Raw genomic sequence first — 15,365 nt, 5'->3', positions numbered from 1 at the left:
GTGCTGGTAGACTCGTTGGTTGGCGACCGGCTATGGTATGATGATGCTATACAGCGAGATTGTCTGATAAAGAAATGAGGCGAACGAGAAATGAAAGACGTCGTGATTATCGGAGCAGGTCCTTGTGGTCTGGCGGCTGCCATCGCTTGTCAGCGCGCCGGCCTTGACGTGCTGGTGATCGAAAAGGGACCGCTTGTCCACTCGATCTACCGCTATCCTACCTATATGATTTTCCACAGTACGCCCGATTTGCTGGAGATCGGGGGAATCCCGTTTACGACGGCAAACGAAAAGCCGACTCGTCAGGAAGCGCTCAGCTACTACCGGTTGGTGGCAAGTCGCGAGCAAGTGCCTGTTCACTGCTACGAGACGGTGACCGCAGCAGAAAAAAGCGCAGACGGCTTCGTCGTCTCCACTACGGATCGCTTCGGTGAAAAGCATCGGTATGCAAGCCGGTACCTGGTGATTGCGACGGGCTACTTCGACCATCCCAACCGCCTGCAGGTGCCGGGAGAAGATTTGCCCAAGGTGTCGTCCTTTTATAAGGAAGCGCATCCGTACGCGGGCATGAAGGTGGCTGTCGTCGGTGCCAACAATTCGGCTGTGGACGCTGCGCTGGAGCTGGAGCGTGCAGGGGCAGAGGTGACGGTCATTTGCCGCGGAGCGGAGCTGTCGGAAAAAGTGAAGGCGTGGACCCGCCCGATCTTTGAAAGCATGGTGAAAAAAGGGCGTATCCACATCCACTACAAGTCGACTGTCGAAGCGATTAGCGAGCGTACGATCGAGATTCGCACGGAGGACGGCGTGATATCGCTGGAAAACGACTTTGTGTTCACGTTGATCGGCTACCGCCCGGACCGGACGTTTTTGCAATCGCTGGGTGTGACGAGCGATCCGCAGTCCGGAGTGCCCGAACATCATCCGGAGACGATGGAGACGAACGTGCCGGGGGTGTACATTGCCGGAGTCGTCGCCGCAGGAAATCACGCCAATGCCATCTTTATCGAGAACGGCAGGCATCACGGAGAACAGATCGCGCGCCACATCCGTTCCTTGACGTAGCGTACGCGTTTTACATCGTCCACTCCAGTTGTCTGCCGCCGATCAGGTGGTAGTGCAGGTGGAAGACGGTTTGCTGCCCGTGTGTGCCGATATTGGTCACGACGCGGAAGCCCGATTCCTTTACGTCCATAGCCTCCGCCACTTTTTGCAGGGAGAGGTGGAGGTGGCCGATCAACTCCTTGTCAGCCTCGCCGATCGCCAACAGCGACGGAATGTGTTTCTTCGGGATCATCAGCACGTGCACCGGTGCGATCGGGTTGATGTCATGGAAGGCGACGACATGCTCGTCCTCGTATACTTTTTTGGCGGGGAGCTCGCCGTCTACGATTTTGCAAAAGATGCAATCCATTTCGTGATCACGTTCCTTTCCGCTAAAGTAGGGTAGAGGAAAAACTTCGGCACTGCCAAGCCCCAGTCCTCTTTTCTGACGCATGGATCTGCGCCTTTTTTGTACGGTTGCGCTGGTGTCTGGTGAATTGCCGGATCTTTTCTGAAATTCACAGAAAACGATTTCATTTGGAACCCTTGCTTTTTTTCGACATTTCCCTATAATAATGGATGGGAGTTCATCGATAGATTGAGCGACAGTGTTGTCCCTCGTCGTCCTGGCTCTCACTCGCAGCAAATGGCGGGAATGATAACTGGTATGAAAAATGCTAAGTGTTAACCCACCATAAAACAGCTCTGGCAACATGAGGTTTTTCTTGTTGCGCGGTTGTTTTATGGTGGGTTTTTTACTGCTTGTAAGGAGGAACCATGGAAAAAAACAAAGTGACCGTCCAATTAAACGGGGAAACGCATCAAATTGAAGAAGGAAAGAGACTTCTCGACTATTTGTTGGAAGAAGGCATCGAGCACCCGCACATCTGCTATTCGCCGATTTTGGGACCGATTCAGACATGCGATACGTGCATGTGTGAGATCGATGGTTCGATTATGCGTGCATGTTCTACAGTGGTTCAGGAAGGCATGCAAATCCTCACTGCCTCCGAGACCGCACGTGCGGCACAAACCGAGGCGATGGATCGCGTTCTGGAAAACCACATGCTGTATTGCACCGTATGTGACAACAACAACGGCAACTGCCGCGTACACAATACGACGGAAATGCTACATATCGAGCACCAATCCCGTCCTTACCGGGAAAAGGGATACGAAGTCGATATGTCCCATCCGTTTTACCGCTATGACCCAGACCAGTGCATTCTGTGCGGTCGTTGCGTCGAAACTTGTCAAGATTTGCAAGTGAACGAAACATTGACGATCGACTGGGAGCGCGAACGTCCTCGCGTTCTGTGGGATGACGGCAAGTCGATCAACGACTCCTCTTGTGTTTCCTGTGGTCAGTGCGTGACTGTCTGCCCATGTAACGCATTGATGGAAAAATCGATGCTGGGCGAAGCAGGCTTTATGACGAGCATGGGCAAAGACTTGATGGATCCGATGGTCGATCTGGTAAAAGAAGTAGAACCAGGCTACAGCAGCATCATGGCAGTATCCGAGATCGAAGCGGCAATGCGCGATACGCGCACGAAGAAGACCAAAACCGTATGTACCTTCTGCGGTGTCGGTTGTACCTTTGAAGTATGGACGAAAGATCGCAAAATCCTGAAGATCGAACCGACCGAAAACGCGCCGGTAAACAGCGTATCCACCTGTGTCAAAGGGAAATTCGGCTGGGATTTCGTCAACAGCGACCAACGCCTGACTACGCCGTTGATCCGTAAAGGCGAAGAGTTTGTTCCAGCTTCCTGGGATGAAGCACTGACCCTGATCGCCGACAAGTTTACAGAGATCAAGGAAAAGCACGGCGGCAATGCCTTCGGTTTCGTCAGCTCCTCGAAGACAACCAACGAGGAAGCCTACCTGATGCAAAAACTCGCTCGCCAGGTGTTTGGTACAAACAACGTGGACAACTGCTCCCGTTACTGCCAATCTCCCGCCTCTGACGGCTTGATGTCTACTGTCGGAATCGGCGGCGACTCCGGTACGATCAAGGACATCGCGTCGGCAGGTCTCGTCATCATCATCGGGGCGAACCCGGCAGAGGCGCATCCGGTATTGGCTACGCGCGTAAAACGTGCGAAAAAGCTGAACGGGCAAAAACTGATCGTCTCCGACCTGCGCAGGCACGAAATGGCGGATCGCGCGGACATCTACATGCACCCGAACCAAGGTACCGACTTCGTCTGGCTGACAGCGGTTGCCAAATACATGATCGACCAAGGCTGGCACGATGAAACATACATCCAAAACCGCGTAAACTTCTACAACGAATACCGTGAGCTCCTGGAGAAATACACGCTGGAGTACGCCGAAGAAATCACCGGTATTCCAAAAGAGCAACTGATCGAAGTAGCAAAAACGATTCGCGATGCAGACGGCACATGCGTGCTGTGGGGCATGGGCGTTACGCAAAACGTGGGCGGTTCCCATACATCTGCTGCGATCGCCAACCTGCTGCTGATCACCGGCAACTTCGGACGTCCTGGCGCCGGGGCATACCCGCTGCGCGGACACAACAACGTACAAGGCGCTTGCGACATGGGTGCGCTGCCGACCGTCTTCCCTGGCTACCAAAGTGTGGCTGACGAGGTTGCACGCAAGAAGTTTGAAAAAGCGTACGGAAGAGAAATTCCGAGCAAACCAGGCTTGACCAACATCCAGATGCTCGAAGCGGCTGAGCGCGGCGAGCTGAAGGCGATGTACCTGTTCGGTGAGGACATGGCATGGGTCGATTCCAACTCCAACCACGTCCATGAAGTCTTGGCAGGTCTTGATTTCTTCGTCGTACAAGAAATGTTCTTCACCAAGACTGCACAATTCGCCGATGTAATCTTGCCGGCTTCTCCATCCCTGGAGAAAGATGGTACCTTTACTAACACAGAGCGCCGGATTCAACGCCTGTACAAAGTACTGGAGCCGCTCGGAGATTCCAAACCGGACTGGCAGATCATCCAGGAAATTGCCAACCGCATGGGGGCAAACTGGAACTACACGCATCCAAGCGAAATCATGGACGAGATCGCGAGCCTGACTCCGTACTTCGCAGGTGTTTCCTACGAGCGCCTGGAAGGCTGGAACAGCTTGGTATGGCCAGTGCAGCCTGACGGAACCGATGAGCCGCTGCTGTACACAGAGCGCTTTACCTTCCCGGATGGACGCGCTCGCCTGTCACTCGTGGAATACGTACCGCCAGTCCAATACGCGCCGGAATTTGACCTCGTTGTCAACAACGGCCGTTTGCTGGAGCACTTCCACGAAGGAAACATGACCAACAAATCCAAAGGCATCCAGTACAAAGTGCCGGATGTATTCGTAGAGGTTCCGACACAACTGGCCAAGGAACGCGGTATCAAGGACGGTTCCCTGGTGCGTCTCGTATCGCCATATGGCGCTGTGAAGCTGCGTGCTGTCGTCACAGACCGCGTACAGGGCAAAGAGCTGTTCGTGCCGATGAACTCCGTCAGCCACGAAAACGCGATCAACATCTTGACCGGAAACGCGGTGGACGTTCGTACCCAAACGCCTGCCTACAAGCAGACGAAAGTGCGGATGGAAGTTCTCGAAGTCGACGGTATCAGCCCGCTGCCGATGTACAACCCGCGTCACGCCAAACGCAATCCGCAACTCGGCGTGCAGGTTGAGCGCAAATGGGCGCGTGAAGATTATCAGCCAATCGCCAGCGTGAATGTGTCAGGAGGTCCGCAAGTATGGCAAAACCGATCGTAAACATCGTCAAACCCGTCCTCACGGAAGAGGAACAGAACCAGAAAAAAATCGAGCAGATCAAAACAGAAGCCGCAGTGAACGCGGATGGAATCCTGGATACGATCAAGCTGTTGCAGGAGCTCCATGACAGCGGTATTCTGGAAGCTGCCAAGGCATTGCTGGAAGCAAAGGAAAAAGTGGCGAAAATCGCCGTCGGCCAATTGACCCGCCCGCCTGTGACCAACGCGATCAACAACGCGATGGCAGTGGCGGAAGCGGCCAGCGACCTGAGCCCGGAAATGACCAAAAAGCTGATGGCCAGCCTCAGCAATGGCTTGCAGAAGGCAGAAGAAGGGCTGCAAAGAAATGAAAAGATCGGCCTGCTCGACTTGATGAAAGTGCTGAACGATCCAGACATCAACCGAGCACTTGGTTTCGGCATCAACCTGCTGAAAGGCATGGGAGAAGGCTTGAAAAAGTAACAATACGAGTAAAAGACCTGTACGCAGCATGTTTGTTGCGCACAGGTCTTTCTTTTTTTGTGGTCGCTGCACTGCATATTATGGGAAATAGCGGAATTAGCACCCGTGGCAGGAAGGGGATGGCTGCCTGCACGTCGTATGGTAAAGAAAGGAGATTTTGTGCGACGGGAGGGCAGGCGATGACGCTGCACAACATGATTCAGCCCGTCTCCAGCTATTTGCGCCCGGGAGACTCTCTGGAGGACGCTGCCCGCATCATGCTGGAGACGCGTCTTGACACTGTGCCGGTAGGCGATGCGGAAGGCAAGCTGATTGGCGTCTTTTCCCGTTCGTCGCTCTACCGGATGGTGTTGGCCAAACTGCCTTTCCATACGCCGATCCGCTCGTTTATCAAGACCGATGCCTTCACGACCCGCGTCGACGCACTCACGGAAGCGACCTTCGAACAGATGGAACAAGCAATCCGGGACAGCAAGGCAAGCAGCAGTGTCATCGTTGACCACGATCGGCGGATTGTCGGTATGCTGACCCCAGCCAAGGTCGTACGTGCGCTCGTCGAAGCGAAAAACGACCTGCGTGAGCAGATGGAAGCGATCATGCAAGCAGAGAGATCAGGTCTGGAAGAGAGAAGCGAACCTGTGGAAAAGACCGGGGGAAAGCATTCGTTTCAGGCGACACACACCTGGGATCACATTTTGACGCGAGACAAGACGCTAAAGCAAGTGATTGCCATGGCGATCAAGGCAGCCCGACGTGACAGTCCGGTGCTTTTGCTGGGCGAGAGCGGCACGGGCAAGGAGCTGTTCGCCCACGCCATCCACAATTCCAGCAGGCGAGCTGGCGGACCGTTTTTGACGATCAATTGCTCATCGATCCCTGAGCATTTGCTGGAAGCGGAGATTTTTGGCTACGACACCGGGGCGTTCACTGGAGCCGACCGCGGCGGGCGCATCGGCAAGGTCGAGCTGGCAAACGGGGGAACGCTGTTTCTCGACGAGATCGGCGACATGCCCCTGGGACTGCAAGCGAAGCTGCTGCGGGTAGTTGAGGGCAAGGACTATTTCCGTGTAGGAGGGACGAAACTTCTCCGTCCCGACGTGCGAATCATCTCTGCTACCAACGCAGCGTTGGGCGAGATGATGGCCCAAAAGGCGTTTCGCCAAGACTTGTACTACCGCTTGCAAGTCGTCACGCTCTCCCTGCCACCGTTGCGGGCGCGCAAAAATGACATATTGCTGCTGGCAAACGCGTTTGTCAAGCAGTTGAATCCACAACTGGACACCACCGTAAGCGGAATCGACGAAAACGCGCAGCGCGTTCTCTATCACTATGAATGGCCGGGGAACGTCCGACAGTTGCGCAACGTCATCGAACGGGCGATGATCATGGCGGAAACAGGAAAGCTCACACTCGCAGACTTGCCGGAAGAAGTGGTCGAGCAAACCGTCAATTTTCACGGAAAAGGCACTGTGCAAGAAGCGGAACGAAGAGAATTGGAACGAGCCCTGCGTGAAACGAACGGAAACAAGACGAAGGCGTCCCGGCTATTGGGCATCAGCCGTTCCGCCTTGTATGAGAAGCTGAAAAAGTACCGGATCTAGCGGGCTGTGGGTAGCCGGACGTGCATGGCACAGCGGCTGTCAGCAGAGCACATGCTTGCGTCAGCCTTTGGCAGAGAATTTTGCGAACATGTCGAACAGAAAATGTGGCATATAGATAACGGTGAGGAGGCTGGAAGCATGACACGCGAAGTAGTGATTGTGGAGGCGGTGCGTACGCCGATTGGCAGAAGGGGTGGGCTGCTCGCCCAGGCAAGACCGGATGAACTGGCTGCACATGTGTTGAAAGAACTGGTCCAGCGTGCACAGGTGCCGACAGACCAGATCGAGGACGTCATCCTCGGGTGTGTGACACAGGTAGGCGAACAGGCTGGAGATATTGCCCGTGTCGCGGCCTTGATCGCCGGTTTTCCGATCGAGGTCCCGGGAACGACGATCGACCGGCAATGCGGTTCCAGCCAGCAAGCGGTGCATTTTGCTGCACAGGCAATTTTGAGCCAAGATATGGATGTCGTGATCGCGGGCGGGGTGGAAAGCATGACGCGCGTTCCGATGGGCAGCAACTACCTCGAGGCAAAGCAAAGTGAACTGCTCACTTCGCGCTACGAGCTGATCAACCAAGGCTTGTCCGCGGAGCGCATTGCAGACAGATGGGGTTTTGACCGCAGCCAGCTTGACGCCTTTGCGCTGCAAAGTCACCAACGCGCGATCCGGGCACAAGACGAGGGACGGTTCGATCGGGAAATCGTGCCGCTGGAAGTGACGCTGGCTGATGGCACCCGAACAGTCGTGAGCAAGGACGAAGGACCGCGCCGGGATACGTCGATCGAGAAGTTGGGCAGCTTGAAGCCGTCTTTTCTGGAGGGTGGGAAAATCCACGCCGGCAATGCCAGCCAGATCAGCGATGGAGCGGCGGCGCTCCTGCTGATGTCGAGAGAAAAGGCGGAGCGCCTGGGCGTGAAGCCGCGTGCCCGGATCGTCGCACGCACAGTCGTAGGCTCCGACCCTACATTGATGCTGACCGGACCGATCGCCGCATCGCAAAAAGCGCTGGCCAAAGCGGGTTTGACGCTTGCTGATATGGATTTGTATGAGGTAAACGAGGCGTTTGCTCCCGTCCCTCTTTGCTGGCTGGCGGACATGGAAGCAGACCCAGACAAGCTGAATGTCAACGGCGGAGCGATTGCCCTCGGGCATCCATTGGGGGCGAGCGGTGCACGCGTGATGACGACGCTTCTGCACGAGCTGGAGCGAACCGGTGGCCGTTATGGCCTGCAAGCGGTGTGTGAAGGACTCGGGATGGCGAACGCGACGATAATCGAACGCCTGGAATAGAAAAAAGCCATGCCCCTTCCTGTGCCAGGCAGCAGAGGAGGGGGCATACTTGTTTGACGAAAAGGCTACTCACTCACATCTGCGATCAGCCGATGTCCGACCAGGCGGGGAACGACGTCCAAACAGCCCGCTCTTGCAACATAGCGAATGGCATCGTCGTATCCGAGAGTGGAAAGGAGTCTGCCAGTGTCAGACTCGCGTATAGCCTGTTCCAGGGATGCAGCTCGTTGCTGGTAAAACTGGAGTGCGACTTTTGCCGAATCACTGATGCTCCATGCTTCTCTCGTCTCTTTCACAAGTTCAGTAATCAGGTATCCGGCACCAAGGAAATCCTCGCTGGCAAATCTGCCATGCGAACCGCCGCAGACGATGACGATCGAGCTGCCATCCGCCTGCCGGTAAATCTGTTTGGCTACAGCAGATCCGTTTACGAGCGAGGAAGTGTAGACCGTTTTCGCAGCCATCGATTTTTTGATTGCAACCGTTCCGTTTGTGGTGGAGAAAATGATGCTCTTCCCGGCGAGATCCCCCCGAAGCAGGGTGACCGGACAAGGTTTGAGAAAGCCGCCCAGCGTATGGCCCCCTTTTTCTCCAGCCATTACATACGATCGATCGGGCAGCGTACGTGCCCATTGCAGTGCTTCTTCCTGGTCCGCTACGGGAATGATGTCGCGGGCTCTGTGATACAATGCTGCAGCGATCGTGGAAGTCGCCAGCAAGACATCGATGACGACTGCCGTGCAATGGCGAATTTTTTGTGCGTCGACTTCTTCTTTGCGCGTTAGCACATGAATTTTTCGCATAATCGTACCTCTACACCAGTTGTTTGCGTTTCGCTTTGACAGCCTGCGCCAGCAGGTTCCGGATTCCTGTCAGGAGTCTGGAAAAGCGCTCGTCTTTGCTTTCGCCCAGCTTCCATCGCTTGTAAATTTGCTGCAGGATGACGGCATTTTTATAGAAAGCGTAGGTGAGGTAATAGTGAATATCAGATAGGTCGCGGCCGCTTTGCGCTGCATATCGTTCAGCGAATTCACGCCGCTTCATAAATCCCGGATTTGTCGTAATCGAGGTTAGCCCTGTTTCTGCTTCGCCCGCTTCCGTCCAATATGCCAAGGCAATTCCGACATCGCTCAATGGATCACCGATTGTACACATCTCCCAGTCCAGTACGCCGACTGCCTTGCCCGGATCAGTGGGGGACAGCATCATATTGTTTACTTTGAAATCGTTGTGGACAATCGTTGGCTGAGGAGAGCGCGGGATGTTTGCAAGCAGCCACTTTTCCACTTCGTCTACCTGATCGATGTCATCCGTTTTGGCATTGTGGTAGCGCTTGATCCACCCCTGAACTTGTCGCTCCAGGTACCCGTCAGGCTTTCCGATGTCCGCAAGACCTGCATGCTGATAGTCGATGGCATGCAGCCGCACGATGGTATCGACAACCGTTTCAGAAACGATTCGACCTACTTCCGCTATTGTTTCAAACGAAGCCGGAAGCCTGTCATCGAGGACCACGCCTTTCTTTCTTTCCATGACGTAAAAATGTTTGTCCATGATCGCCCGGTCATCGCTGAACACATACGGTTGGGGAGCCAGCGGAAAGACGGGATTCATTTTCTGCAAAATGCGGTATTCTCTCTCCATGTCATGGGCCTTGGGCGGAATGTAGCCGAAGGGGGGGCGACGGAGTACCGCTTCCCACTCTCCAATTTGGATCAGATAGGTGATATTGGAATATCCCGCGGTAAACGGTGTGACCTGCATCGGCTCGCCCGGCAGTCCGGAAATGTGGCGGCGGAGAAACTGTTCGACCGCCGCCCAATTCACGTGTTCGCTATGGTCGAGAGGAAGGAGCTGTTCGCGGCTTTTCATCCTGTACCCCCGTCACGGAATGTTTTGATGATTTGTTTGGCCACAACCATGCGGTGAACTTCGTCGGCGCCGTCATAAATCCGGGCAGAACGCGCTTCCCGATAAAACCCTTCGAGCGGCGTGTCTGCCGTGATCCCCAAGGCACCATGCACTTGGATCGCCCGGTCGATGACGTCGTGCAGTACCTTTGCCCCGAAAAACTTGATCATGGAAATTTCTTTTCGCGCTTGATCGCCCTGGTCCATTTTCCAGGCCGCGTATAATGTCATCAAGCGTGCCGCTTCGATCTCTGTAGCAGAATCCGCGATAAAGTTTTGAATCGATTGGAATTCGGATAGCTTCTGGCCACGCGTTTCCCGTTTGACCGCGTATCCGACCATCAAGTCAAAACTTCGTTTGGCGACACCGATCCAGCGCATGGCGTGCGTGATTCGCCCAGGGCCCAAACGAAGCTGGGCCAATTTGAATCCTTCTCCACGCCTGCCTAGCAGATTTTCTTTCGGGATGCGGCAATTGGTGAAGCGAACCTCGCAATGCCCGCCCGCAAAATGGTCACCCATCACCGGAACTTCCCGGACAATTTCAAAACCGGGGTTGTCGGTATCGACGATAAACAGGCTGAATCGCTGATGCGGCGCTGCCTCAGGATCGGTGAGAGCCATGACGATGGAAAAGGATGCGCCGATTGCGCCGGTCGTAAACCATTTGTGTGCATTGATGACCCATTCATCGCCATCCTCGACCGCATGCGCCTGCAGCATCGTCGGGTCGGAACCGGATACTTCCGGCTCGGTCATCGCAAAGCAGGAACGAATATCTGCATTGGCCAACGGTCGCAAGTATGTTTCCTTTTGTTCCGGCGTCGCGGCATGATACAGAATTTCCGCGTTGCCCGCATCCGGTGCCATCGAACCGAAAATATACGGAGCAATCGGGCTTCGTCCGATAATCTCCGAGAGCAAGCCGAGAGAGACAAAGCCCATTCCCATGCCACCGTATTCTTTGGGCAAATGTCCAGCCCACAGTCCGAGCTCTTTTACTTTTTGCTGCAGCGGTTTGAGCCGCTCCTCGGGCAAGCCGCGATGGGGCACCATATATACCTCATTCGGATAGACATACTGATCCATGAATGCAGTCGCTTGATCGATCATTTCCTGCTGTTCCGGTGTCGGACAAAAATCGTACATGACGTACTCACTCCCTTGGCATGAATTACTCCTTGATGGTAGCAATATTTGTGCCAGAATAAGGCCACCTGCTCGATCGGGAAAATCGACATAAAAAACAGAGAGGGTATGATATAATTCAGTCAATTTAGAATTTTTTGTATTCGTGTGCCCGTTTGGTACACATACGATGTAATGAAGCGATCTGCAAAAGGGGGCTGGCAGAGATGAGAGATGCCGAATCGAAGATGAAGTTGCTAGATTCCATTTTTCAGTCTAGCTATGATGGCATTTATGTTGCGGATGCAAACGGGTACGGAATCATGGTGAACGAAGCCTATACGCGGATTACCGGAGTGTTGGCGAATGAGTTGATCGGGACGAATTTGCAGGATCTCGTTAACCAGGGAATCTTGTCAGAATCCGTCACGCTGAAAGTGCTGGACAAAAAACGCCCGATGACCATTGTGCAAAAGGTCAGGGAGAAAGAAGTGCTGGTGACAGGCAACCCGATCTTTGACGAGCGCGGCAATATTACGTATGTCGTAACAAATGTGCGCGATATTTCGGAGCTGAACCGCTTGAAGCTGGAGCTGCAAAAATCGAAGGCGCTGTCCAAAAAGTACCTCGATGAAATCGAAGACTTCAAAACGAAGGAAAGCGTGCGTTTGCTTCAGGATGGAGTGGTAGCGCACAGCAAGGAAATTATCAATGTCCTGCACTTGGCACAAAAAATCGCGAAAGTCGATTCCACGGTTCTGATCCTCGGCGAATCAGGGGTTGGCAAGGAAGTCATCGTAAAGCTGATACACAAAGCGAGCGACCGGAGCCATCATCCGTTAATCAAGGTCAATTGTGCAGCCATTCCGCAGCATTTGCTGGAATCCGAACTGTTCGGCTATGAAAAGGGTGCCTTTACAGGTGCAGACAGCCGCGGGAAACCCGGTTTGTTCGAACAGGCAAATGGCGGCATCATCTTTTTGGATGAGATTGGAGACATGCCGTTGGAATTGCAGGTAAAGCTGTTGCGGGTATTGCAGGAATTCGAGATTACGAGAGTCGGCGGCAGAAAAACGATCAAAATCAACGTGCGCGTCATTTCCGCGACGAATAAAGCGCTCGATCAAATGGTGGAAAACGGTCAGTTCCGCCAGGATTTGTACTACCGGTTAAACATTATCCCGATTAAAATTCCCCCGCTTCGCGAGCGCAAGGCTGACATCGCGCCTTTTGCCTACTTTTTTCTCAATAAAACCAATGAACGCTACGGATTTAGCAAAAAATTCAACCCGGAGGTCATTCACCTCATGGAGCAATATGAATGGCCGGGGAATATTCGGGAGATGGAAAATCTGATCGAAAGACTGACAGTGACGGTTGACCATGACGAGATCCAGGTGGAAGACCTGCCGTTTCGTATGATCGACAACGAAACGAGGCGTGAGCAAGTCACCTTAAAAGATGTGACGGATGATGTAGAACGAAAAATGATTGAAAAGAAACTGGCTGAATACAAAACGACGAGGAAAACAGCACAGGTACTGGGCATCAGCCAGTCCGCCCTGGTGAAGAAAATGCAAAGGCTGGGGATAAAATGAAAGCGATTACAAAATTCATCGCTGATTCCCTTTGGAATCAGGCAGATGGGGGAACGTGAAGGTAGCGCGAAGGGGCTTATCATCGTTTGGTCGATGGTAAGCCTTTTGTATCGGTTGGCATGAGTATTGCTTTAATTGACAGAATAATCAGCAAAATAACAATGCACGTGAGAGGGGGTCCCTGGGATGGTTCCGCATTTTGATCTAAACGGAAAAGTAGCGCTGGTGACAGGAGGGAGCAAGGGTATCGGTTTTGGCATGGCGTACGCCTTGGGAACATATGGTGCGCAGGTCGTCCTCGTCAGTCGGGGTCAGGCAGAGGGCGAGCTTGCGGCCAAGCGATTGCAGGAGTCTGGATGCAAGGCAGCCTACATTCCAGCCGATGTCACGAGCAAACAACAAGTGGAGAACGCCGTCCAGATGATCGTCGACAACTACGGTTCACTCGACATTCTCGTGAACAATGCAGGAATGAACATTCGCAAGCCATTGGTGGATCTCAAGGAAGACGAATGGGATCGGGTGATGCTTGTAAACCTGAAAGGAATCTTTCTCGTCGGTCAGGCAGCCGCCAAACAAATGATTCGCCAAAACCGGGGAAGGATCATCAATATCTCATCCATTCTCGGAACGATCGGGCTGCCTTACCAAACGGCCTATGCGGCGAGCAAGGGCGGTATCAATCAACTGACGAAGGTGTGGGCGGAAGAATTGGCACCCTATCAGATTACCGTCAATGCAATTGCGCCAGCGTATATCAAAACACCGATGACCGAGGGATGGTTGAGTGATCCCGCGCGTCTGCAAAAAATCGTAGAGGCCACGATGCTAAAACGGGTAGGAGAGCTTTCTGATCTCATCGGTCCTGTCGTATTTCTTGCCTCTGACTCTTCTGCCTATGTAACAGGCCAAATCCTGACGATTGATGGGGGATGGACCGCGCGGTGAAGAACCTTCATTTTGGAAACAGGCAAGGTGAATCGAGATGAAAGTGGTCAAGGAAAAACACTTTAACCGGCTAGTCAACGTGTATGAACAAAGGCCGCATACGCTGACCGACATGCTCAAAGATACGAAAGAAGCGTTTCCTGACAAAGAGGCACTTGTAGCTGGCGATGAGCGCTTGACGTATACACAGCTTTGGGATCAAGCCGAACGCATTGCCGGCAACCTGTCTTCCTTGTACGGGATTCAAAAAGGCGACAGAGTCGCGGTCTTGCTTGCCAACAGCATTGAGTTCGCCCTTCTCGTATTCGCTTGTGCCAGAGTCGGGGCGATCTTGGTTACGCTCAATACACGGCTGCAGGAGACGGAACTGGCATACATGCTCAATCATTCCGGCGCCAAATTGCTCGTTGTCGATTATGAATTTGTATCCAAAGTGGAAAAACTGCGCGATTCTTTTTCGATTGATGCCGTCCAGCATTTCTTCCTGATTGGGAAGTCAGAAACGAATCGCAAAGATTACTTCCCGTTTGAAATCCTGCAACAAAAGTCGGAAGTGCCGGATATTTCCGTTTCGCAGGACGATCCGTTGTTTATCATGTACACCTCTGGCACTACAGGAGTACCAAAAGGGGCGATCGGCAGCCATCTTGGGGCGATTCACAGCGTAGTCAGCTACAACCTCGTTTTAAAAAGCGCTGCCCACACGCGGACGCTGATTGCCGTTCCGCTCTTTCATGTCACAGGATTGATTGGGCAACTGCTGCACATGGTGTATGTCGGAGGTACTTCCGTCTTGGTGAGAAGGTACAAGACAGAGGAGTACATCCGGCTGGTTTCGGAGGAGAATATTACGTTCTTGTTTAACGTGCCGAGCATTTACGTGATGATGCTGTCCCATCCTCGTTTTCAGGAGTACACGTACTACTCCGTCAATTGCATCGCCTATGGTGGCGCACCGATGTCCGAAGAAACCATTGCTCGCCTGCGCAGGGTATTCAAGGGAGCGTACCTGCACAATGCCTACGGAGCGACGGAAACAACATCCCCGACGACGATCATGCCGCAGGAATATGCGGACAGCAAGCTCAATTCGATCGGACTGCCGGTTCCGGTAGCCGAATTGAAGATCGTCGATGAAGCAGGAATGACGTGTCCGACAGGGGAAGTCGGCCAGCTCTTGATAAAAGGGCCGATGGTGATAAGCGGCTACTGGGACAACGAGGAGGCGAACGAGACGTCGTTTCGGGATGGCTATTGGTGTTCGGGGGATTTGGCCAGGATCGACGAGGACGGATTTGTCTACATCATGGACCGGATGAAAGACATGATTAACCGCGGAGGGGAAAAAATCTACTCGATCGAGGTTGAAAATACACTGTACAATCATCCGAACATTTTGGAAGCGGCCGTCATCGGCGTACCGGATCACGTGTACGGAGAAATACTGAAAGCCTACGTCATTGCAAAGGCGCAGGCGAATCTCGGCGAAGAAGAAGTCAAGCAATTTGTCAGGGAACGATTGGCAGATTACAAAGTGCCTGCAATCGTTGAGTTTGTCACGGAGTTGCCCCGCAATCCCGGCGGAAAGGTAATGAAGGCGAAATTGAAGGAAATGTCAAAACAACGGTAACG

At 53.4% G+C, this 15,365-nt stretch carries 12 protein-coding genes; 8 read left to right on the top strand and 4 right to left on the bottom strand.

Features of this window, described 5'->3' with window-relative positions; genetic code table 11:
* The first annotated feature begins 90 nt into the window (after nt 1–90).
* Nucleotides 91–1,062, top strand: coding sequence for a YpdA family putative bacillithiol disulfide reductase (locus ACAF76_RS11405; protein WP_400163677.1), 972 nt, complete (start codon nt 91–93; stop codon nt 1,060–1,062).
* 10 nt (nt 1,063–1,072) lie between these two features.
* On the opposite strand, the gene ACAF76_RS11400 is transcribed toward ACAF76_RS11405, so the two are convergent.
* A complete protein-coding gene (locus ACAF76_RS11400; RefSeq protein ID WP_400163676.1) occupies nt 1,073–1,411 on the bottom strand; it encodes a histidine triad nucleotide-binding protein in 339 nt (112 codons plus the stop codon).
* A gap of 407 nt (nt 1,412–1,818) precedes the next feature.
* On the opposite strand from ACAF76_RS11400, the gene fdhF reads away from it, so the two are divergent.
* From fdhF to ACAF76_RS11380, 4 genes are all read left to right on the top strand, one after another.
* Nucleotides 1,819–4,794 carry a formate dehydrogenase subunit alpha gene (gene fdhF, locus ACAF76_RS11395; RefSeq protein WP_400163675.1) on the top strand — a complete coding sequence of 992 codons (2,976 nt, stop codon included), beginning with the start codon at nt 1,819–1,821 and terminating at the stop codon, nt 4,792–4,794.
* Nucleotides 4,776–5,255, top strand: coding sequence for a DUF1641 domain-containing protein (locus tag ACAF76_RS11390; RefSeq protein WP_400163674.1), 480 nt, complete (start codon nt 4,776–4,778; stop codon nt 5,253–5,255). The genes fdhF and ACAF76_RS11390 overlap by 19 nt, the downstream gene beginning before the upstream one ends.
* Before the next feature lie 179 nt (nt 5,256–5,434).
* The gene (locus tag ACAF76_RS11385; RefSeq protein WP_400163673.1) at nt 5,435–6,856 is read left to right on the top strand and encodes a sigma 54-interacting transcriptional regulator; all 1,422 of its coding nucleotides are present in this window, start codon (nt 5,435–5,437) and stop codon (nt 6,854–6,856) included.
* Nucleotides 6,857–6,994: 138 nt separating this feature from the next.
* Nucleotides 6,995–8,149: a thiolase family protein gene (locus tag ACAF76_RS11380; protein ID WP_400163672.1), complete on the top strand. Its 1,155-nt coding sequence runs from the start codon at nt 6,995–6,997 to the stop codon at nt 8,147–8,149.
* 65 nt (nt 8,150–8,214) lie between these two features.
* Here the strand turns inward: ACAF76_RS11380 and ACAF76_RS11375 are convergent, their stop codons facing one another.
* Genes ACAF76_RS11375 through ACAF76_RS11365 form a run of 3 tightly spaced genes read right to left on the bottom strand, consistent with a single transcriptional unit; the run spans nt 8,215 to nt 11,208 of the window.
* Nucleotides 8,215–8,952: a 2-phosphosulfolactate phosphatase gene (locus tag ACAF76_RS11375; RefSeq protein WP_400163671.1), complete on the bottom strand. Its 738-nt coding sequence runs from the start codon at nt 8,950–8,952 to the stop codon at nt 8,215–8,217.
* Nucleotides 8,953–8,962: 10 nt separating this feature from the next.
* Entirely contained in the window at nt 8,963–10,021 is a 1,059-nt protein-coding gene (locus ACAF76_RS11370) for a phosphotransferase family protein (RefSeq protein WP_400163670.1), read from the bottom strand.
* On the bottom strand, nt 10,018–11,208 hold the full coding sequence (locus ACAF76_RS11365; RefSeq protein WP_400163669.1) for an acyl-CoA dehydrogenase family protein: 1,191 nt from the start codon (nt 11,206–11,208) through the stop codon (nt 10,018–10,020). The genes ACAF76_RS11370 and ACAF76_RS11365 overlap by 4 nt, the downstream gene beginning before the upstream one ends.
* A 206-nt stretch (nt 11,209–11,414) precedes the next feature.
* Between ACAF76_RS11365 and ACAF76_RS11360 the strand changes: the two genes are divergently transcribed.
* The 3 genes from ACAF76_RS11360 (at nt 11,415) to ACAF76_RS11350 (ending at nt 15,363) form a co-directional block, all read left to right on the top strand.
* A complete protein-coding gene (locus tag ACAF76_RS11360; RefSeq protein ID WP_400163668.1) occupies nt 11,415–12,785 on the top strand; it encodes a sigma-54 interaction domain-containing protein in 1,371 nt (456 codons plus the stop codon).
* A 186-nt stretch (nt 12,786–12,971) separates the two neighbouring features.
* Entirely contained in the window at nt 12,972–13,733 is a 762-nt protein-coding gene (locus tag ACAF76_RS11355; protein WP_400163667.1) for an SDR family NAD(P)-dependent oxidoreductase, read from the top strand.
* A gap of 37 nt (nt 13,734–13,770) precedes the next feature.
* Complete coding sequence (locus ACAF76_RS11350) at nt 13,771–15,363, top strand: class I adenylate-forming enzyme family protein (RefSeq protein ID WP_400163666.1); 1,593 nt, start codon at nt 13,771–13,773, stop codon at nt 15,361–15,363.
* The last annotated feature ends 2 nt before the right edge of the window (nt 15,364–15,365 follow it).

Source organism: Brevibacillus sp. TJ4, from assembly GCF_044627595.2.
In the GTDB taxonomy this organism is placed as follows: domain Bacteria; phylum Bacillota; class Bacilli; order Brevibacillales; family Brevibacillaceae; genus Brevibacillus.
This window is presented reverse-complemented; position numbering and strand designations above follow the sequence as displayed.